Annotated in this window: 16 protein-coding genes and 1 tRNA gene; 5 read left to right on the top strand and 12 right to left on the bottom strand. The window is 34.5% G+C overall.

Annotated features, from left to right (window positions below):
* Positions 1-42: 42 nt before the first annotated feature.
* From serS to N4270_RS04755, 3 genes are all read right to left on the bottom strand, one after another.
* The gene (serS, locus tag N4270_RS04765; protein WP_260095790.1) at positions 43-1,311 is read right to left on the bottom strand and encodes a serine--tRNA ligase; all 1,269 of its coding nucleotides are present in this window, start codon (positions 1,309-1,311) and stop codon (positions 43-45) included.
* Positions 1,312-1,386: 75 nt separating this feature from the next.
* Positions 1,387-2,712: an HTTM domain-containing protein gene (locus N4270_RS04760; protein WP_260096130.1), complete on the bottom strand. Its 1,326-nt coding sequence runs from the start codon at positions 2,710-2,712 to the stop codon at positions 1,387-1,389.
* Complete coding sequence (locus tag N4270_RS04755) at positions 2,706-3,632, bottom strand: bifunctional riboflavin kinase/FAD synthetase (RefSeq protein ID WP_260095789.1); 927 nt, start codon at positions 3,630-3,632, stop codon at positions 2,706-2,708. Before N4270_RS04755 ends, N4270_RS04760 begins: the two co-directional genes overlap by 7 nt.
* Before the next feature lie 240 nt (positions 3,633-3,872).
* Here N4270_RS04755 and N4270_RS04750 point away from each other — a divergent pair, with 240 nt between their 5' ends.
* Positions 3,873-5,963 carry a T9SS type A sorting domain-containing protein gene (locus tag N4270_RS04750; RefSeq protein ID WP_260095788.1) on the top strand — a complete coding sequence of 697 codons (2,091 nt, stop codon included), beginning with the start codon at positions 3,873-3,875 and terminating at the stop codon, positions 5,961-5,963.
* Positions 5,964-6,016: 53 nt separating this feature from the next.
* Here N4270_RS04750 and pth read toward each other — a convergent pair whose 3' ends face one another.
* The 3 genes from pth to N4270_RS04735 form a co-directional block, all read right to left on the bottom strand.
* Positions 6,017-6,583 (bottom strand): aminoacyl-tRNA hydrolase, encoded by a 567-nt coding sequence (pth, locus tag N4270_RS04745; protein ID WP_260095787.1) that lies wholly within the window; start codon positions 6,581-6,583, stop codon positions 6,017-6,019.
* A 159-nt stretch (positions 6,584-6,742) separates the two neighbouring features.
* The gene (locus N4270_RS04740; protein ID WP_260095786.1) at positions 6,743-7,402 is read right to left on the bottom strand and encodes a 50S ribosomal protein L25/general stress protein Ctc; all 660 of its coding nucleotides are present in this window, start codon (positions 7,400-7,402) and stop codon (positions 6,743-6,745) included.
* A gap of 82 nt (positions 7,403-7,484) precedes the next feature.
* Positions 7,485-8,426, bottom strand: coding sequence for a ribose-phosphate pyrophosphokinase (locus N4270_RS04735; RefSeq protein ID WP_260095785.1), 942 nt, complete (start codon positions 8,424-8,426; stop codon positions 7,485-7,487).
* Positions 8,427-8,570: 144 nt separating this feature from the next.
* Between N4270_RS04735 and N4270_RS04730 the strand changes: the two genes are divergently transcribed.
* Positions 8,571-8,652: transfer RNA gene (locus N4270_RS04730), tRNA-Leu, on the top strand.
* Between the two features lie 98 nt (positions 8,653-8,750).
* Here N4270_RS04730 and N4270_RS04725 read toward each other — a convergent pair.
* Genes N4270_RS04725 through N4270_RS04715 form a run of 3 tightly spaced genes read right to left on the bottom strand, consistent with a single transcriptional unit; the run spans position 8,751 to position 15,930 of the window.
* The gene (locus N4270_RS04725; RefSeq protein ID WP_260095784.1) at positions 8,751-10,715 is read right to left on the bottom strand and encodes a DUF3857 domain-containing protein; all 1,965 of its coding nucleotides are present in this window, start codon (positions 10,713-10,715) and stop codon (positions 8,751-8,753) included.
* 9 nt (positions 10,716-10,724) lie between these two features.
* The gene (locus tag N4270_RS04720; RefSeq protein WP_260095783.1) at positions 10,725-12,668 is read right to left on the bottom strand and encodes a DUF3857 domain-containing protein; all 1,944 of its coding nucleotides are present in this window, start codon (positions 12,666-12,668) and stop codon (positions 10,725-10,727) included.
* The gene (locus tag N4270_RS04715; RefSeq protein WP_260095782.1) at positions 12,655-15,930 is read right to left on the bottom strand and encodes a tetratricopeptide repeat protein; all 3,276 of its coding nucleotides are present in this window, start codon (positions 15,928-15,930) and stop codon (positions 12,655-12,657) included. The genes N4270_RS04720 and N4270_RS04715 overlap by 14 nt, the downstream gene beginning before the upstream one ends.
* Before the next feature lie 162 nt (positions 15,931-16,092).
* Here N4270_RS04715 and N4270_RS04710 point away from each other — a divergent pair, with 162 nt between their 5' ends.
* The 3 genes from N4270_RS04710 (at position 16,093) to N4270_RS04700 (ending at position 18,908) form a co-directional block, all read left to right on the top strand.
* Positions 16,093-16,683, top strand: coding sequence for a HupE/UreJ family protein (locus tag N4270_RS04710; protein ID WP_260095781.1), 591 nt, complete (start codon positions 16,093-16,095; stop codon positions 16,681-16,683).
* A gap of 164 nt (positions 16,684-16,847) precedes the next feature.
* Positions 16,848-17,279 carry a dCMP deaminase family protein gene (locus N4270_RS04705; RefSeq protein WP_260095780.1) on the top strand — a complete coding sequence of 144 codons (432 nt, stop codon included), beginning with the start codon at positions 16,848-16,850 and terminating at the stop codon, positions 17,277-17,279.
* Positions 17,280-18,908, top strand: coding sequence for a S41 family peptidase (locus N4270_RS04700; RefSeq protein ID WP_260095779.1), 1,629 nt, complete (start codon positions 17,280-17,282; stop codon positions 18,906-18,908).
* Between the two features lie 6 nt (positions 18,909-18,914).
* On the opposite strand, the gene N4270_RS04695 is transcribed toward N4270_RS04700, so the two are convergent.
* From N4270_RS04695 to N4270_RS04685, 3 genes are read right to left on the bottom strand one after another with little or no spacing between them, the layout of a single operon-like run.
* The gene (locus N4270_RS04695; protein ID WP_260095778.1) at positions 18,915-19,517 is read right to left on the bottom strand and encodes an FAD-dependent oxidoreductase; all 603 of its coding nucleotides are present in this window, start codon (positions 19,515-19,517) and stop codon (positions 18,915-18,917) included.
* Complete coding sequence (locus tag N4270_RS04690) at positions 19,517-19,717, bottom strand: hypothetical protein (RefSeq protein ID WP_260095777.1); 201 nt, start codon at positions 19,715-19,717, stop codon at positions 19,517-19,519. The genes N4270_RS04695 and N4270_RS04690 overlap by 1 nt, the downstream gene beginning before the upstream one ends.
* Before the next feature lie 9 nt (positions 19,718-19,726).
* Positions 19,727-20,314 (bottom strand): MarC family protein, encoded by a 588-nt coding sequence (locus N4270_RS04685; RefSeq protein ID WP_260096129.1) that lies wholly within the window; start codon positions 20,312-20,314, stop codon positions 19,727-19,729.
* Positions 20,315-20,382: the final 68 nt, after the last annotated feature.

The following is a 20,382-nucleotide window of genomic DNA, read 5'->3' as shown; positions in this document are numbered from 1 at the left end:
TTTTAGCATTTAAACGATAAAATAAAGTAAAATTCTTACAAATTATATTTTGTCAAATCCGGTATATGGAATTAAAACTTCTGGAATTTTGATACCGTCTTCGGTTTGATAATTTTCTAAAATACCTGCTAAAACTCGTGGTAATGCCAAAGAACTTCCATTTAAGGTATGGCATAATTGAGTTTTTCCGTCCTGGTTTTTGAAGCGTAATTTTAATCGGTTAGCTTGAAAAGTTTCAAAATTAGATACACTAGAAATTTCTAACCAACGATCTTGAGCTGTAGAAAAGACTTCAAAATCGTAAGTTAATACTGAAGTGAATCCTAAATCGCCACCACAAAGACGTAAAATTCTATAAGGCAGTTTCAGTTCTTTTAGTATAGTTTTTACATGGTCTACCATTTCGTTTAAAGCCTCATAAGAGCGATCAGGGTGTTCTACTCTTAAGATTTCAACTTTATCAAATTGGTGCAATCTATTTAAACCTCTAACGTGAGCACCATAGCTTCCTGCTTCTCTTCTAAAACACGGTGTATAACCAGTAATAGCTATAGGTAAATCGTTTTCAGATACTAATTCATCTCTAAAAAGATTAGTGCCAGGAACTTCAGCTGTCGGAATTAAATATAAGTTATCCTCACCTACATGGTACATCTGGCCTTCTTTATCTGGAAGTTGACCCGTTCCAAAACCAGAGGCTTCATTGACTAATAATGGCAATTGGTATTCGGTGTAACCCGCAGCTGTGTTTTTATCTAAAAAGTAAGCAATAAGCGCACGTTGTAATCGGGCTCCTTTTCCTTTATAAACCGGAAAACCAGCACCTGTAATTTTGGTGCCCAACTCAAAATCGATAATGTCGTATTTCTTAGCAAGTTCCCAGTGGGGAAGTGCGTTGTCATGAAGTTTTGGGATATCACCTTCGGTGTATATTTCTTCATTATCTTCATCAGAATTTCCTGTTGGCACACTATCATGAGGTACATTAGGTATTTGGTATAACAAATGGTTTAACGCGTCAGTTTTAGCGTTAAGTTGCTCATTCAGTGATTTAGAATCTTCTTTGAGTTGCGTTGTTTTTTCCTTTAAGACATTAGCTTCAGCAGCCTTACCCGATTTATAGAGAAGCCCAATTTCTTTAGAAATACTATTAGACTCAGCTAAGGTATTATCTAATTGGGTTTGTAACTGTCTACGTTCTTCATCTAAAGTGATAACATCTTCAATCATTTGAGAAGCGTCAATGTTTCGTTTCTTTAAACGGTTGATGACAGTGTCTTTGTGTTCTCTAATAAATGCAACTTGTAACATGGTATGATTCTATATTAAATACACCAAAACGATATGAGCAGGTGTTTATTTTGAAACGCCAAATTTAAGGAATTGTCAGTTATTCTCGTCTTGATTTGGAAGTAAAATCCAATCGTGGTGTTTAAAATGATGCCATTCTTCATTAGCGAGATCAACTTTAGGGTCAATTAATTGTTGGCTCGGTTTTCCATTGACGCTTACAAATGCCCTAACATAAACTTCAACATCTTTGCCTTTTTGAGCATAAATCTGTTTTAGTTTTTGTGCAAATTGCCACATGACATCGGGTTTAGCACTAACGGATCGGATTTGTTTTTTTGAAAGATAATCCTGCAGTTTAATTTGTGTTACTGCATTAGTCGCTTTGTCAACAACTCTAAAACTGGTGTTTCCGCTTTTAGACCGAAGCATCATTCGCCACGATAAGCGATGGCCTTCTTCGGTCCATAATACATCACCTTTAATAAAATGATGGCGCAAAGGAAGTGCTATTTGGATGATAAAATAGAGGATAAATACCGTTTTGAATACTGAAGCATATTTTGGGATTTCCAGATAGGCTTCGGAATATAATGGCTTTTGTTTGAGGAATAATTTTTGAATGGTTTTAGGCTCAAAAAAGAATACAGCAAAGGCTAAAGATAAATACGGAAAAATTCCAACCTGAAAAATAAAGGAATTGAACAGGTGAAAAAATATCGAAGCAAAAAAGGCCATTTTACGTGTTCGCTTCCATAGTAGTAACGGAATTATGAGTCCGTCAAATAAAATCCCGCCATAAGCAATTAGGTAATGCATAAATTTCTCCTGAAGTAGATTTCCGACGAGCACATAGTTCTTTTTACTTTTCATCAATAATTCAGGAACACTCAAATCTAACCAGTCAGGATACATTTTAGCAATTGAAGCATAGGTGTATAAAATAAACAACTGAAAGATGAATATCCAACGACACCAGTTAGGCATTGAGTTGCGTTTTATAATGGGGTTGAACTTAGCATCAATAGAGGCATAGGTGTTGGCAGGTAAACAGACCATTATGGCACTTAAAATCATTAAAAAATAATAGTGATTATTATAGGATGATTTTTGCATAAAATAAGTGGCAGACCAAAGCAGTGTAAAACTCAGCATACTTAATCTGTATTTGTAGCCAAGCATAACAAAGATGCCACAAACACCCATAAGTACATAATGTACATACATCCAGTCGCCCTGAAGTGTTTGAAGCCAGTCAAAACCAATAAAGTTAAAAGTAAAGTCGGGTTCTACAAGTGTTCTTCTAAGCCAACCCGTAAATATGGCGCCAATGCTTTCTAAAAAAATAAGCGCCCCAAACAAAATTCTAAAAACAATAAGTGCACTATTGTCTATATGTTTAAATAGAAATTTGGTCATGATATTTTTTGAATATATGCTAATGCATTTTCTTTATCTAAATGAAGCTGCGCTGTTAATTGCTCGACAGATTCAAACTTTTCTTCATCTCGTAACCTGCTTATAATTTCAATTTTTAGTTGACGGTCATAGAGGTTTTTATCCATATCGAAGAAATGAACTTCAATAGATTGTTTCTTTTCATTAAACGTTGGGTTGGTACCAATATTCATCATTCCAAAAACAAGCTGCTTGTCTAGTATGGATTTTATAACATAAACGCCATTTTTTGGAATAAGTTTAAAGGCTTTTTCAACGTCTAAATTAGCGGTTGGAAACTGAAGTGTTTTACCAATGCCTTTCCCTTTAATTACAGTTCCAGTTATAAAATAAGGGTAACCTAGGTAGGCGTTAGCCGTTTCAATAGCGCCTTCGAGAAGGGATTGCCTTATTTTTGTTGAACTTACAGCAACATCTTCAATATCTTGAGCTGAAATTTCTTCAACAACAAAACCAAATTCTTCACCAAAAGCTTTTAAGTCATCAATGTTTGCCGTTCTGTTTTTTCCGAAGTGGTGATCGTAACCAATAATAATATGTTTTGCATTTAGCTCATCAACGAGAATATTTTTTACATAATCGCGAGCAGATAGGTTAGCAAAAGCTTTTGTAAATTTTTTAATAACCAATTGGTCGAGACCAAATTGTTTGAGAACATTTTGGCGCTCTTGAATGGTATGAAGAAGTTGAATTTTAAAATCCGGTTGAAGCACCATTCTAGGATGCGGAAAAAAGGTTAACACAATTGATTTCAAATGGTTCTTTTTTCCGGTTTTAACTAAACGTTCGATAATTTTTTGATGACCAATATGTACACCATCAAATGTTCCTATTGTGATTACCGAAGGTTGAAGAGTTGATGTATTTGAGGTTTTTGGCTTCAAAAGTTATTTTTTTGTAAAAATAGCTATTTGACCTCTTAAAATAAAGTTGTTAAGAAATATTCGAAACCTAAATAAAGTCAGCAATTTTATTAGGGTCTGAATTATATGACAATAGAAGTTCCAAAATTGTATGATATTCTGTTTTTTAACACTTTAAAAGCTGTAATTTCTTTGGTTTCAAGCGCTTTTTTTAACTTTTTTTAAATATTTTTACAGAATCTTAACATTTAAAATCATACCATGAAAAAAATTACGTTATCAAAAACCTTAATATTTGCATTTGCATTTTTTATGCTTGGCTTTACCTATGCCCAAGATAGAACGTGTGGAATGGTTGAATATATGGAAGAGCAAATGAAAGATCCTGAGTTTGCTAAAGAATATGAACGAACTCAAGCTAAATTTAAGGCTGAGGTTGAGCGAAGACTGTCTCAAGAAGACTTTGCTTTACGTGGAGGAAGTACTATTGTTATTCCTGTGGCAGTGCATTTCCCTGAAGCTAATGAAGCTGATAGAGACTGTTTAGAAGCTTTGGCACAAAACCAACTTGATATATTAAATGCAGATTATACTGCTACAAATTCAGATTTTTCACAGTGGAATACTGCGATGTCTCTTTATCCAAATACAACAGCTGGTGTTGCAAATATTGAATTTTGTTTAGCCGTATCTAATCACCCAACCGGTTTAGATCCAGAATTACTTGAAGGCGAACCATGTATTACTATTGGATATAACTTTGGTGGCGGAAATAATTTAGATTCTAACTGGGCAGGATATATGAATTTTGTTGTAAGAAACATTGGTGCCTTAGGTTTTTCACCTCTTGGAGGAAGTATTGCTGCTGGTCAAGCCGTAACTATGGATAACAATGCTTTTGGGTCTGGAGCTGGATGTGGTTCTGGAGCTTCAGGTGTCATCCCTCAAGCACCTTATAACTTAGGTAGAACAGTAACCCATGAATTAGGACATTTTTATAACTTAAACCATACCTTTAATGGTGATGGTAACGGTGTTTGTGGTAATGGTGGTGATGGCATAGCTGATACTCCAGAAGTTGCTAATAGTACTTATGGTTGTCCAACAACAGGAAGCGTAGCTTCTTGTACTGCAGGTCAGGCAGCATTAACTATGAATTATATGGATTATGTTAACGATGCATGTATGTATATGTTTAGCGCAGGGCAAACAAACATTGTTGATGCTTATGTTGCAAGTATACAGAGTGATTTTGTGACTGGAGTTTGTGCTCCTGCCTCTCCAGGATTTAACTTAGCAGCTAATAACAGTCCTGTTTTTAGTTGTCCTTCAATTGACACACAAGCGGTCTTCAATTTAACCTATACGACTGTATCTGGATTTACTGAAAATACTACATTTTCTGCAATTGGACTTCCTGCAAATGCTACGGTTGCGTTTAGCCCAACATCTGTTAATTCAAATGGTGACTTTACAATGACAGTAGGAAATTTAGGAGCAACAACAGAAGGTGAGTATACCATTACAGTTACTGGGACTTCATCTCCTGGCGGTGTTACTGAAAGTATTGATGTTTTATTGAAAAACACCTGTACATCTATTCAATGTATTACCTATGAATCGGCTCAAAACTTAGATTTACCAATTGATGATGGTAGTGGTGGTAACCCTGGAGAAATTTTACAGCATGTTTTGAATATTCCTGATGCAGCCATGATTGAAAGCGTAACTATAAATGTAGAGATTGAACATACTTGGATTAGTGATTTATTAGTAGGAGTGATTCCTCCTGGGGGAACATTTCCTGAAGATATTTTGACATTGTGGTCAGGTAATTGCAGTGTTTCAAGTCCTCCTGGTGTAGCAAATTTTGATATCACTTTCGATGATGAAGGTATTCCTTTACCTGGCACAGATGAATGTAGTAATAATCAAACGGGGACTTATATTCCAACCGAACTTCTTGAAGCCTTTAGCGGTATAGAATCGCAAGGAGATTGGACTATTGTAATAGCAGATTTCTTTGGTGGAGATACGGGCGTTCTTAAAGATTGGTCAGTTACAGTTTGTGCAGAAGCACCATTAAGTACCGATGAGTTTACCTTAGATAATTTTGCAATTTTCCCTAACCCTAACAAAGGTGAATTTACAGTAAAATTAGATTCTAATTCTGGAAACGCTATTGCTATAGATGTTCATGATATTAGAGGAAGACGAATTTTTAATAACACCTATGTCAATGGTTCAGATTTTAATCAAACAGTAAAATTGAACAGTGTTCAATCTGGATTATATCTTGTGACTGTTAAAGATGGTGATAGACAAATTACGAAAAAGATTGTTGTAGAATAACATAATTCTATTAGTATAAAACAAAAAAGAGAGACTCATAAGTCTCTCTTTTTTTATTTCCCATTAAAGGTATTCATTGTGTTATTAACGCCAGCGGTTCCAAAAGATTTGATCAGCTCTATTGACTTGTCTAGGCGTTCAGGTAGTTTTTGAGATTCGTCGTCGTCCCAGTCACCTAAGACATAATCAACTTGTCTGCCTTTGCTAAATTGGTCGCTTATCCCGAATCGAAATCGGTTGTATTTTGTTGTTTGTAGTTTGTCTTGGATATCCTTTAAACCATTGTGACCACCATCGCTACCTTTTGTTTTAAGTCTAATGTTTCCGAAGGGAAGATTTAAGTCATCTGTAATAACGAGTAAGTTTTCTAATGGGATTTTTTCTTTAGTTAACCAATAGAGTACAGATTTACCACTTAAATTCATATAGGTGCTCGGTTTTAAAAGTATAAAAGTTCGTCCTTTAAATTTATAGGTAGTGACATCTCCAAGTTTAAGAGTTTCAAATTTTAAATCTTCTTTTTCAGCTAAAGCATCTAAAATTTTGAATCCGATATTATGTCTGGTATTGGCATATTTTTCACCAATATTCCCAAGTCCAACGATAAGAAATTTTTTCATAGGATTTTCATGCGCAATAGGATGAGGTGTTGCGTTCCAATTAAATAGGTTACAAATAAACGTCCAGATAGCAGAATGTATTAATGATTTATTTGTTCAAAAATAAAAAAGCATTCTAAATAAATAGAATGCTTTTGTATTTAAAAGAATATAAGTGATTTATTCTTGAGTTTCAGACGCTTCTGCTGCAGGAGTTTCTCCTCCTTCAGTTGCAGTTGTTTCTGCTCCTTCTTCTAATTCATCTTCTTCTTCATCTTCATCATCAATAATAGCAGTTCTAGCAGTTTTAATCTGTACAACAACTGTATTATCAGAGTGTAATAACTTATAGCCTTCACCTTCTAATGCAGTAACGTATAATTTGTTACCAATTTTTAAAGGAGTAATATCAGCTTCTAAGAAATCTGGTAAATTTTTAGGTAATGCTTTTACTCTTAATTTACGTCTGTTCTTACGAAGAACACCACCATTTAAAACACCTCTAGATGTTCCGATAACGTGTACAGGAATATCCATAGCAATTTCTTTGTCTTCAAATAAGCGGTAGAAATCTATGTGTAAGATTCTGTCGGTTACTGGATGAAACTGGATGTCTTGTAAAACGGCATCGTAAGTGTCTCCATTGTCTAAGGCAATCACAACTGTATGCGCATTAGGCGTGTATACAAGTTTAGAGAAAGCCAATTCTGGTGCAGAGAAATGCACGTTTTGGTCTCCTCCGTATAATACGCAAGGAACCTGACCAGCATTACGTAAGGCCTTTGTTGACTTTTTGCCCACGCTTTCTCTTTGAGATCCATTGATTGTAATTGATTTCATAATTATTTATTTATTATTACTTAATTGTATTATGAAAATATCGTTGATTAAAAATCAACTTGTTTTCATTGTTTATATTTAATTACATTAAAAATTTAGAGCTAATAGATTTGTTGTAGTGTACATTGTGCATCACTTCGGCAAATAAATTAGCGCAGCTTAAAACTCTTATTTTATCACTTTTTTGTTTTAGAGGAATAGAGTCTGTAACAATTAATTCTTCTAATTTAGAGTTTTCAAGCTTTTTATAAGCATCACCAGATAAAATCGGATGTGTACAAATAGCTCTTACGCTAAGCGCACCTTTTTCCATCATTAAATCGGCAGCTTTCGTTAAAGTTCCAGCGGTATCTACCATATCATCAACAAGCACTACATTTTTTCCAGTGACATCACCAATTAATTCCATATGTGATATCACATTAGCTTTAGCACGTTGTTTGTAACAGATAACAACATCACTTTCTAAGGCTTTAGAATAGGCGTATGCACGTTTTGATCCACCCATATCAGGCGAAGCAATGGTGAGGTTGTCTAATGCTAATGATTTTAAATACGGTAAAAATATGGTAGATGCAAATAAGTGATCAACAGGTTTCTCGAAGAAGCCTTGAATTTGATCGGCATGTAAATCCATAGTAATGATACGTGTTGCACCAGCAGCTTCGAGCATTTTTGCCACTAATTTAGCGGCAATAGGGACTCTAGGTTTATCTTTACGATCTTGCCTTGCCCAACCAAAATAAGGAAGAACTGCTGTTATATGTCTTGCCGATGCACGTTTGGCAGCATCAATCATTAACAACATTTCCATTAAGTTTTCTGGACCAGGATGTGTAGAGCCAATGATAAAAATTCGTGTGCCTCTTATCGATTCTTCATAAGATGGCTGGAATTCTCCATCACTATAGGTTGATGTAATTACATTACCTAAAGGCGCACCAAAAGTTACTGCGATTTTCTCTGCAAGTTCTTTACTTTGTCCGCAAGCAAAAATTTTTGCTTCTGTTGCTCCGTTTGGCATTGGTAATGAATTATTTGTGTATTATTAACACGCTTTATTTTAACGAGGTGCAAATTTAGGAATTTATTTGGACTGAAAAAGCATAAAACCTACTATTTTTAATTGATTGTAATAAATTATTTTATAATTTTGCAGTCCGAAATTGCTCAAGTGGCGGAATTGGTAGACGCGCTGGATTCAAAATCCAGTTTCTTCGGAAGTGTGGGTTCGATTCCCACCTTGAGTACAAATACAAAAAAAAGCAAGCGAAATTACGAAGCTTGCTTTTTTATTTTGTGTGCACAACACCTAAAGTGTTCATCCTAAATTGAGTAAAAATTTCTTTTACTTCGCTTCTAAGACTAAAGTAACTTTATTAAAATCGGCAGCACTATTAATGACGGTTCTGTAATCTTCATAAATGCTGGTGTCAATATGATTTATTCTGTAATGTTCGTCGGCTGTAATGGTAAGTACATTGCCATTTAACTCGTAATACGAATCAAAGCTCATCAATACTTTTCCGTCTTTTGTATAGTCGTTTTTAATAGTGATATCGTCTAAATTCGCAATGGTATAACCTTCAGGAATCGTGATATTAATGGTTCTGAAATAACTTCGTTGGAATTCGCTTTCAACAGGTAGCACACGTTCTTTTTCTTGATACATTTCTTGTTGCCTTCCGATGAGATCACCTACATTAAATAGATATTTTCGTCCGGCTTTTTCAACAAATTTACTCGAGTTAAAGTCAATTATAAATTGAATAGGCTTTATTCCGAAGAATTTAGAATCTCTGTTTTTTATGACTTTATTGGTGATTTCAGCATCTTCATCTAGGTTTTTTGCTAAGCCTTCAGAAATTTCTTTTTCACTGTCAGGCTGTATTAAATCCATATAAGGATGAATGTACATACCGTAATAACCCGACATTGCACGATCTAATTTTATGTTCGTTTTTGAAATATCATCAGCATCAAATGTGACATCAATAATCATTTTATCAACATTGTGTTCGGCAGCTATAGGTTGGATGTATTTTACTTTTCCGACGGCAGATTTAAAGTCACCAATAACCACTTCTTTAATAAATAAACCATAAGTATCTGTTAGGTAAGCTGGCGGAAAACCATAACGCGAATCAATTTCAGTAGGCGATAAATAGGTTTTTGTTTTTGGAAAATAAATCAGAATGTCTTGTAAGAAATTGTTCGCTTCAAACTCTTCATCAAATCGCATATACTCACGGCTGCAGGTATACACAAATTCATTTTTAATGTCGAGATAATTTAAAATACTGGCGTATAATTTAATGATGCCTCTATCGTTAGCAACCTTGTCTTTTATAATGTCTAATAACTCCGAAAGTTTATCACCACTGGAGTTCGCGATAAAAATATTAGTTTTAATATAGGATTCTATGGCTCTGAGTTTAGTGTCAATGTCGTCACTTTCTTTAAAATCGATGTCTTTTAAGAATTTTTTGAGTTCTGAAACTTCTTTTTTTGAAAGCTCTTTATTGTAAAAATCATAAATATTTTGCGACACATTTGCATAGGAAGTGATGTCTCTGGTTCGGCTAGCCGTATTAGAATCTAGCGCATAAATCAAGAATTTTTTATCGGCATTATATACGGCGAGTTCTTCGGGTTCTAAGAGTTTTACTGAATTTAATTTAAGAAACCAGTGTTTTTTGTCTTCTGTAATCGTATCTCTCACCACGTCGTCTAAACCGTTAAAACTTTTAAATTTAAACAAGAGGTTTGACGGCGCATATAAATCAAATTCCACATTGAGTTTGTTGTAATCGGCTTGAAGGTTGATGCGTTTTCCTCGGTAATTAGGATAGCGTTTCACAACGTAAATGTATTCTATAAAACTTCCTTTTTCAATGCCTTCAAAAGCAAAATATTTATAGGTTCTGTTGGTTTCAGAATCGGTTGCAGTTAGAATTTTTGAATCGTCCAGATTAATAATTTCGCCTTTAGCTGTGATAACTCTGGCTTTATTGATTTCTAAATTTGATTCCGAATCATAAGGCAAATAGACTTTGTTATAGGCTTCAATTTTTTCATCAGAATTCAGATAATACACTTTGTGCTCTAAAAAGTATTCAGTTAAATCATCTCCTTCAAAATAAAACTCTGAGACAATTTTTTCTTTAATACCTGCCATGTTCTCATCGTGAAGGTCTTGAACAGTATACTCGGGATTGGCCTCCCAATCATACGACTTGTAAAATGGTTGTTGTGCGTGGCTAAGGTTAAAGCTAATAAAACAGACAAGGCAAAGATTAAATACTAATTTCATGGATGTTATTTATTGTTTTTTAAAGACTAAGGTCTCTTTGTAATTTTTTTCTATGGTCTTGATGACGCTATTCACTTCTTTTTGTTCTTGGGCATTAAGTGTTAAAAATTTCATTTCTAAAGTATGTTTGTATACAATACTGTTATCAATATTTTCGTAACTAATTGTCGCCTCTAAAAAAGGGTTTGAAACAGCATAATTCTCTGGAATATAATCGACAGTATAGCCTTCTGGAACGGTTAAAGTGGTTTGATAATCGTAATAGCTTTTGTAACGTACTTCGATGTCGTTCTCGCGATTATTTTCAAACTTATAGTGACTGGCATCTCTGTTTAAATTGAGATTGACATAAATTTCATCACCTAATTTTTTAGCATAATCATTAATGTTGAATGTATAATCTACAATTAAGTTTTTATCATAATCGTATTTGTTTTTTTCTGAAACATCATCAACCAAAAACTTGTTATTACCTTTGGTTAATTTGGTTGTATAATAGTCTTTAATTTTGGTTGGCGTGTTTTCATCTTCTAACTGATTAAAGAAATCAATCTTGTAATATCCCGAAATCTCAGTGGTTGTACGTCCGGTCAAATTGGTCTCTTCTAATGCAAGCGTGTTGGTTTCTTTAAAGCTATTGGATTTAGGGTCCATAACTGGTACTTCAACAATTTCATAGTTTGTTTCGCCATTAGAAATTAGAGCTTCTTTACCTTGAATAAAGGATGAAGGCATTTCTATAGGCAGATAACGACCTGTAGCATCTAAAAAGTAAATTTTACCATCAAGTTTTAGAGATAAAATCATATGGTTGTCTACAATGGGTGTAGGAACCTCATTATAGCTATAGGTAATGCTTCGTGTGCCTATCCATGTTAAATGACCTTCTAATCCAGCAATTTTAAGCATCTCATACAGAATGCTTGAATTGTCTTTACAATCACCATATTTTTTCTTGAAGACATCGTTGGCTTCCCTTGGAATAAAACCACCTAAAGCATATTCAAAAGCGATGTATTTAATGTTTTGCTGTGTCCAGTAATAAATAGCCCTTGCTTTTTCTAAATCGGTTGTTTTATCTTTGATTAGGGTTTTGGTTAAAGTCACCAAATTAGGATCGGGTTCGCTTAAATTGATGTCTTTTACCATCGAATAATACCATTGGTAAAGCCCAGAAACATCATGAAGCAAATTAACTGTTTGGTCGTTAGATTTGTACGATGTAATTATGGGTATGATATGCGGAAGTACGCGTTGATAGCTTGGTACATTATCTTCATGTTTGTGTTTGTCGACATCTAGAATTTCCCAAGTATAAATTATAGTATTTCTTTTTTCTTCTTTGGAAAAAGCGATATGGTAATCTTCGGTATTGAATTCTTGAAATCTAAATGTGATGTCTTTATCGGCAACCAGTGTGACTTTTTTCTGTTTAATTGGGAAGAAATCGCCAAAATAAATCGGACTCAAAAATCTTGGGTTTTTGACAATTTCGGTGTATTCCAGCTTTGTTTTGCTTCCCGTAGACAGATTCGGGTAGATAAAGTTTAGAGATTTTGTATCATCGTGAAAGGAATCGTCAAGTTCATCTTTTTCCAGAAACTCTTCTACTTTATGGGTTTTGTACTTGCCATCTCGGTATTCGTATGAGGTGGCTTCTACCGATTGCAGTTCAAAAAAAGCAGAAAATCGCAAGGTTCTTTTGGAGCCATATGTGGCTGATTGATCTAGATATAAATCCTCTTCAATAAAGGATTGTTTGACCTCAAGCTCGTTGTCTTTTAACGCCACAGAAATTTTAACATCCTCTAATAACCTTACAATTTTAGAATCAGGATATTTGTTCTTTATCAGGTCAAATTCTCTGGTGTACTGGGCATTTGCGCAATTTGGGAGCAGTGCGATAAACGTTAATACGAAGAGGTAAATATGTAGGTTTTTATTTTGATTCATAGACATAACCATTTGTATAGTACTCTGTTTTAGTGAGTTTACCAGTTTCATCATAATAGGTGACTTCACCGTGCTTCTCGTTGTTACGGTAATTGATGCGCTCTTTTAGTTTTCCGTTAGGGTAAAACTTTTCAGTTAAACCATGACGATAGCCATAAACTAAATCTTCTTTGAGTTTTGCATTTCCATTAGCGTAGTACTCAATATCTTGACCATTAAATTCACCCTTTTCATAATTGGTTTGATTTTCTAAAGTACCATCATAATAATAAGCTTTATACTCACCATCAATTTCACCATTTAAATAGGTCATGGTTCTTGAGGGTTTGCCATTATCGTAATAGGCTTCTATTCGTCCAGTTTCATTGGTGATAGGAATCATTTCTTTTTCTTTTCCTGTCGTATCCAAATAGCTGTAGCCAATTAATCGTCCTTGGTCATAGAATCTAACAAGTTGTAATTTGCCTGACGAACTATAAAATTCTTTTCTACCATGATTTTGGTCAAAAGCATACTCGGTAGAGGTGTATAAAGTACCGTTATCATAATAGGATAACCAGGTTCCTTTTTTAACATCTTCTTCGTAGTAATAATCGTCTTCTAACTGACCATTTTCATAATAGCGTTTTTTAGGACCATCATTAGCGCCATTCACATAGGTTTCCTTGATTCTAAGTTGTCCGTTATCAAAATACCAGTTCCATTCTCCGTTCATTTCATCATTCACATAATGGCCTGTAATGGTTACTTTTCCGTAGAAATTATAGAATTTGTAATTGCCGTGTTTTTGGCCGTTAACATAATCCATTTCAGATTTTTTATTCCCATTTTGGTATTTAGAGACCACAGTATATGATTTTTCAGGTCTTTTATATAAATAGGTTTCGTAGACTTCTCCAGCATTATTGTATTGCTTTTCGGTAAGTAATAAATCGTATTCGTAGGCCGTTTCACGATCTATAGTGCCATCTACATTAAAGTACTGTTGAACCCCATGCAATTGATCTTTATGGTAGAAGTTAATGGCTTCAATGGTGCCATCGATGTAGTAAAATTCCCAATCGCCATGTTTGTAACCATTTTTAAACCATCCTTGCGTTTTTAAGGAACCATCTGGATGATAGAATTGATAAAATACTCTGTTGTTTTCGTCATCATATTCACTTATACTTTGGAGATCACCAGAGTTATCATAATATGTTTTTTCGATGCCTACAGGTTCGTTGTCTTTGTAAGTCGCTTCTTCGTTTAAGACGCCATTAGCTGAATAAAACTTCCATTCTCCAACTTTACCACCTCTAACATCATAGAGGCCTTCGCCAGATTTATTTCCATTAGTATGGTAGCCTTCGTAGAAAAATTCACCTCCTTTTTTACGGTTTTCAGAAAGGATTTCGCCCGATTTATCATAGAATTTATACCCTATAATTTCTCCTTTTCTATATTGAAATTCTGAAATTATTTTTCCGTCTCTATCATAAGAGGTATATGTCTCATTAAGTTGTCCGTCTTTATAGATATAATCAGAACCTAATGTGCCATCTTCATAATAGGTTTTCCAAGGGCCATCAAAATAGCCTTCACTGCTTTGTCCTACATCTTTTTTAGCTCCGTTTTTATGATAAGTTATATAAGAACCTTCAAGCTGATCGTCTTTGTAAGTTGCTTCCATAGATACTTTTCCGTTTCTATAATATTGGGTTTCCTTACCATCACGTTTACCATTTTTAAAGTTAATAACCGAATATTGTTTACCATTGGCATAATATTCTATAGCATCACCTTCTACCAAACCATCTTTGTAATCAATGTCAAATTCGACCAAGTCTTCACCCACATCAAAAAACGCGAGGTATTTACCATTTAACTTTCCGTTTTTGTACTGCTTATTTTGTTTTAAACCACCTTGTTTCAGATAATATTTATAGTCGCCTTCAAATTCTCCATCTTTTGAGTTACCCATTATATAAGGTGAGCCATCATCGTAATAAAGTTTGTTTTTTCCGCTGAGTTTTCCATCCTTATAGATGGCAATTTCTTTAACACTACCATTGTCATGATACCATTTCCAATCGTCTTTTCTCTCTCCTTTTTTATTATAAGCACCTTCGCTTAATAGACGCCCATTAGCGTCGTAAAATTTCCAGTGACCAGTAACCGTATTATTCTTAAAAGGACCTTCTGCCTGAAATATTCCACCGTCGTAATTGTGAACAAAAGAACCTTCACCATTTCTGGTAAAAATGTCATACCATTTGGCCACAAAAGCTTTAATAAACCCATCTACATTGTCTTTGTTTTTTTCGATGACTTTTTTATAATCCTCATTTTTTATAGCATAGTTTAAGGTATAGGTAAAGTCGTCAAAATGACCTTCACTAGCAATCCATTGATAAAAAGGTATGTAAAACTTACTCCAAAAATCACCATGACCTTCAATGTCTTTTAGTTGTTCTAATAAGGCGTGATTTTGCTTAACTAAAGCGATGGTAATTTTGTTGCCAGTATCGTAATCGGTATCTAATACAACGCGGTTATTTATAATCAAGTCGATATCTTCAAAAGCATTATCATCTTTAGAAACAGTTAAATTTGGGTTTGGCTCATGATCGTTTTTGGTTGAAACGATTTCATTTAAATATTTCAATAAGTTAAAACCACGTTCGCTATCGGGTTCTATCATTAAGCTCATGTTGTAGCACATTAATGCTTGAGAAATAAGCTGTTGCTCGTAGCAAATATTTCCTAATTGTAAATGGGCATTTCTGTGAATTGGATTATAGGTAATTGTGTTTTGATAGGCTTCAATAGCTTCAGGTACCTTTTTAAGCTGCTGTAATGAAATACCTTTATTGTACCAGAGTTTTGCGTTTCGCGGATAGATTTCTAGCGCTTTATTATAAACTACTAAGGCTTCTTCAAAACGATCGGTATTAGCAAGAGAAACTCCTTTATTGATGTAAAAATATAGTGTAGACTCACTGTCACAATTTAAACTTAAACCTTCATCAGTAAAGGCAATGGCTTCGTCATACTTTTGCTGAAGAATAGAATAATACGATTTAGAGGTCAATACCGAACAATAGGTCGAATCATTTTTACTAATGCGATTTAGGGCTTCTATAGCTTTGTCATACTCTTTATTGGTTTCGCTTTCAATAGCTATTTCCCGAATACTTTCATAATCAATAAACGGAAGTTTTTCCTGAGCAAAAGAAACAAGACATAGAAAGATCGTAGCAACAGATAATAAGTGCTTCATAATAGTTTAAGTTAAGTTAGGATTTCGAATATAACACAGTAGATTACAATATCATAAAAAAAAATGAATTTCATGGGTAATTAATCGATGAAAGCCATGATTATTTTGTTTTCTTCCTCAATTATAAACCGTAACTTTGATTCAACCCAAATAATAAAAATTATGATTGACGATTTTCTGTCAAATTTTAAAGATGGTGTTTATCATGTACTTCATCTAAATGCCTACGACCACCTTTTGTTTTTAGTTGTACTCGCTGTACCTTACCTATTTAAAGACTGGAAACGGGTTTTATTACTCGTTAGTGTTTTTACACTTGGTCATTGTGTCTCCTTGATATTAACCACCTATAATATTATTACGATTAATGTCAAGTTTATAGAGTTTTTAATCCTGATAACCATTTTAATTATTGGTTTATTTAATGTGTTTACTGCAGGTAAAAAGTCACACGGCAATAAAGTAGGCTTGTTGTTTTTTGTGACTTTGTTTTTCGGACTCATACATGGCTTTGGTTTTTCATCTACCTTTGAAACTCTAGTGTCTGCGTCTGAGTCTAAGCTACTTGCTATTATCGAAATCGGATTAGGAATAGAAGTCGGTCAACTTGTTGTTGCCATCTTGATCATCTTTTTGAGTTTTATATGCCAAACACTTTTTAGGTTTTCAAAACGGGATTGGGTGATGGTGATGTCGGCAATTGTTGTCGGGTTTGTACTTCCTATGCTCATTAAAAGCGAATTACTATCCTAAAAATCAAACTCAATTTTGATAAAACTTTAACGTTATCTAACATATAATTGGCTATTACATTTTGAATTATTATTACATTTGATGTTCAGCATAAAGAAAATAACCTAATGATAGACGTTAATTAAGGTTTCTTCGGAATAATTTTTGCGTCATAAATTATATAAATGCCAAAAGACAAACAGCTACGATACGATAAAGCTTACTTGAGAATTGCTAAAGAATGGGGCAAACTATCGCATTGTAAACGTAAACAGGTTGGTGCCTTAATTGTTAAAGACCGAATGATTATATCTGATGGTTATAACGGAACACCAACAGGTTTTGAAAACTATTGTGAAGATGATGATGGCTACACCAAATGGTATGTGTTACATGCCGAAGCTAATGCCATACTAAAAGTGGCTGCTTCAACGCAATCTTGTAAAGGTGCGACCTTGTACATCACGTTGTCGCCTTGCAAAGAGTGTAGCAAGCTTATCCATCAGGCGGGTATTATACGAGTTGTATATCATGAAGGTTATAAAGACGATTCTGGATTGCAGTTTTTAAAAAAGGCTGGCATTGAATTAGAACTAATAGAAAACTTAAAAGCATAAATGACGTTCGATAAAAAATACATCCCACTCATTGTTGGTGTTGCTATTGCAGCTGGTGTTTTTATTGGCGGAAAATTAAATTTCACCGATACGTCAGATCGTTTATTTACCTCTAATAGCAAAAAAGACAAACTAAACCGACTCATAGACTATATCGACTACGAATATGTAGATGATGTCAATACAGACAGCATCGTCGATGTTACTGTTAACGGAATTCTAGACAACTTAGATCCACATTCTACTTATATTCCTAAAAGTGAATTAGAACGGGTTACCAATAATATGAAAGGTGATTTTGTGGGCCTTGGTGTTAATTTTTATACCTATAATGATACAGTGACCGTTATACGAACGGTTGAAGGCGGTCCAAGTGAAAAAGCAGGTATTCAAGCTGGTGACAGAATTTTAATGGCCGATGGCGATTCTATCTTCGGAAGAGAATGGAGTAACAATGCTATTATTCAAAAGCTAAAAGGGGAGAAAGGTTCAAAAGTAAAGCTAACAGTATTCCGAAAAGGTGAAGATAAACTAATAGAATTTAAGGTTAAACGCGATGTGGTTCCTATTAAAAGTGTTGATGCAGCTTATATGCTTACCAACAAGTTAGGTTACATTAAAATTAATCGTTTTGCCGAGTCGACTTATAAAGAATTTAAAAAGGCTTTAGATCAACTTCAGGATCAAGGTGCTACCCAGTTGGCCCTAGATTTACGTGATAATCCAGGAGGTTTTCTTGGTATCGCAGAACAGATTGTTGATGAGTTCTTAGAAGATGATAAACTGATATTATTTACCAAAAACAAAACAGGCAAAATTGAAAAAAGCTTTGCTACAGATGATGGTGATTTTGAAGAAGGCGATATTTATATTCTGATTAATGAAAGCTCGGCATCGGCAAGCGAAATTGTTGCCGGAGCACTTCAAGATAATGACAAAGGCACCATTGTTGGGCGTCGTAGCTACGGAAAAGGCTTGGTGCAACGTGAAATGTCTCTGGGAGACGGAAGCGCAGTACGATTAACAGTTTCAAGATATTATACGCCTACAGGTCGATCTATTCAAAGGCCTTACGATAATGGGAAAAGTACCGATTACTATAATGATTACTACAAACGATTAAGTAGTGGCGAATTGGAAAACCCTGAGAGTATACAAATTGCCGATTCTTTAAAGTTCAAAACACCTCTAGGGAAAGTCGTTTATGGTGGTGGCGGTATTATCCCCGACATCTTTGTGCCTTTAAATACCACGGCTCAAAATGAAACTCTAAACTACTTAAGGCGTCGTGAGTACATCAGTAATTTTGTGTTTACCGAATTAGATAAAGACCGAAGCATCTATAAAGGTGTCGAGGTCGACGATTTTATCAATAATTTTGAAGTTAGTGATGATATTGTTTTAAAATTTCAGGATTTTGTTAACTTAAAAGAACGTACCAACATCACTTTTGTAGCTTATTACGATCAGATGAAACGACTAATCAAATCGGAATTAGCACAACAGCTCTACGGAAGTAATGTTGCTGAAAAAATTCTTAACGAAACCGACGATATGATTGAAGAAGTCATCTTTTTAAGTCGGGAAAAAGAACAGTTAGAACTCGAAGCATCTAACAGTGGCAACTAAAAATGTTTAAATTTTATCGTGGATCTTAGTTTGCTTGCCGTCATTCCAAAGCGTTAAAATATCGGTAGCTACTTGTGCGCCACTTCCTGAAGCAATTGCAAATTGACTTCTCCAGCCAGCTAATGTTCCGGCAACATATAAACCATGAGTCACCAAGTGATTGTCATTTTTTAACCAAATACGGTCTTTTTCAATAGCAGCTCTTGGGTGTGGTTCAACATAAGCTTCAAGGCCTTTTATAGTTAATAAATTAGTATAACCTACAGCAACAACTACTATTTTAGATAGGTATGTGTTTTTATTAGTAATAACGGTAAAATGACCGTCGGTTTGCTTCACGGATTTTACTTTTTCTGATGCAATCTGCTCCACATGTGCATATAAATTGCTGAGTTGCTTTTTCCCGCTTTCAAGAATATCTGCACCTAAAGTTCCAGGCTCTAAACCTAAAACGTTATTGAATAAAGCGTTTTGTAAGTGTGATGTTCTTTGATGCGTCACGATAGCAATACGTTTGTTTTCGGCAAAAGCTTTAGACTTTGCAGATCCTAAAACTAAAGCACAAGACATACCAGCTGCGCCACCACCAATTATAAAAGCATCATACATTATTTTCCTTTTAATTTTTTGTCGACCCGTTTAGATAATCGTAATAATTGTAATAAAGCAATGCCGCAAAGTGAAGCTAAGATTGTGATTAGTGCTACAACACTTTCGCCTTCAAACAGGCTGTCAAAATCAAGCATGGTCGCATTGTATACGATAAGTCCAATAGCAACAATAGTAAATAGAATGGTGAAATATTTCATTAATCCAGATTATGCCAGTTCAAAAAGCGCTTTGATGTTATGTGCAAATAGTTTAACTGCAATGGCTAGTAAGATAACACCAAATACTTTACGAATGATGTTGATTCCGTTTTGACCAATAATACGCTCAATTTTAGCTGAGGTTTTTAATACGATAAAGATAATAATAACATTTAGTATTACCGCAATGATGATGTTTTCAATTCTAAATTCAGCTCTTAGAGACAGCAATGTGGTTAAGCTTCCTGGACCTGCTATTAAAGGAAATGCTAATGGAAATACAGAAGCAGTCATAGCTGTGTTTTCGTCTTGTTTGTAGAGTGTAATGCCTAAAATCATTTCTAAAGCAATAAAAAACAGAATGAATGCACCAGCCACAGCAAACGAGTTGACACCAACGCCTAAAAAGGATAAAATAGTTTTTCCTAGAAATAAAAAGAAGACCATAATAACACCAGCTATTATTGACGCTTTTTCACTTTGTATATGACCAACTTTCTTTCGTAAATCAATAATAATAGGAATGTTTCCTATAATATCAATGACCGCAAATAACACCATAAATGCGGTTAAGATCTCCTTGAAATTTAATTGAATATCCATGATTTGAGAATTTTCGGCAAAAGTAAGTCTTTATGTAAGATATATAACGTTAAATAATGGTA

The organism is Psychroserpens sp. SPM9 (assembly GCF_025153525.1).
GTDB lineage: Bacteria > Bacteroidota > Bacteroidia > Flavobacteriales > Flavobacteriaceae > Psychroserpens.
This window is presented reverse-complemented; position numbering and strand designations above follow the sequence as displayed.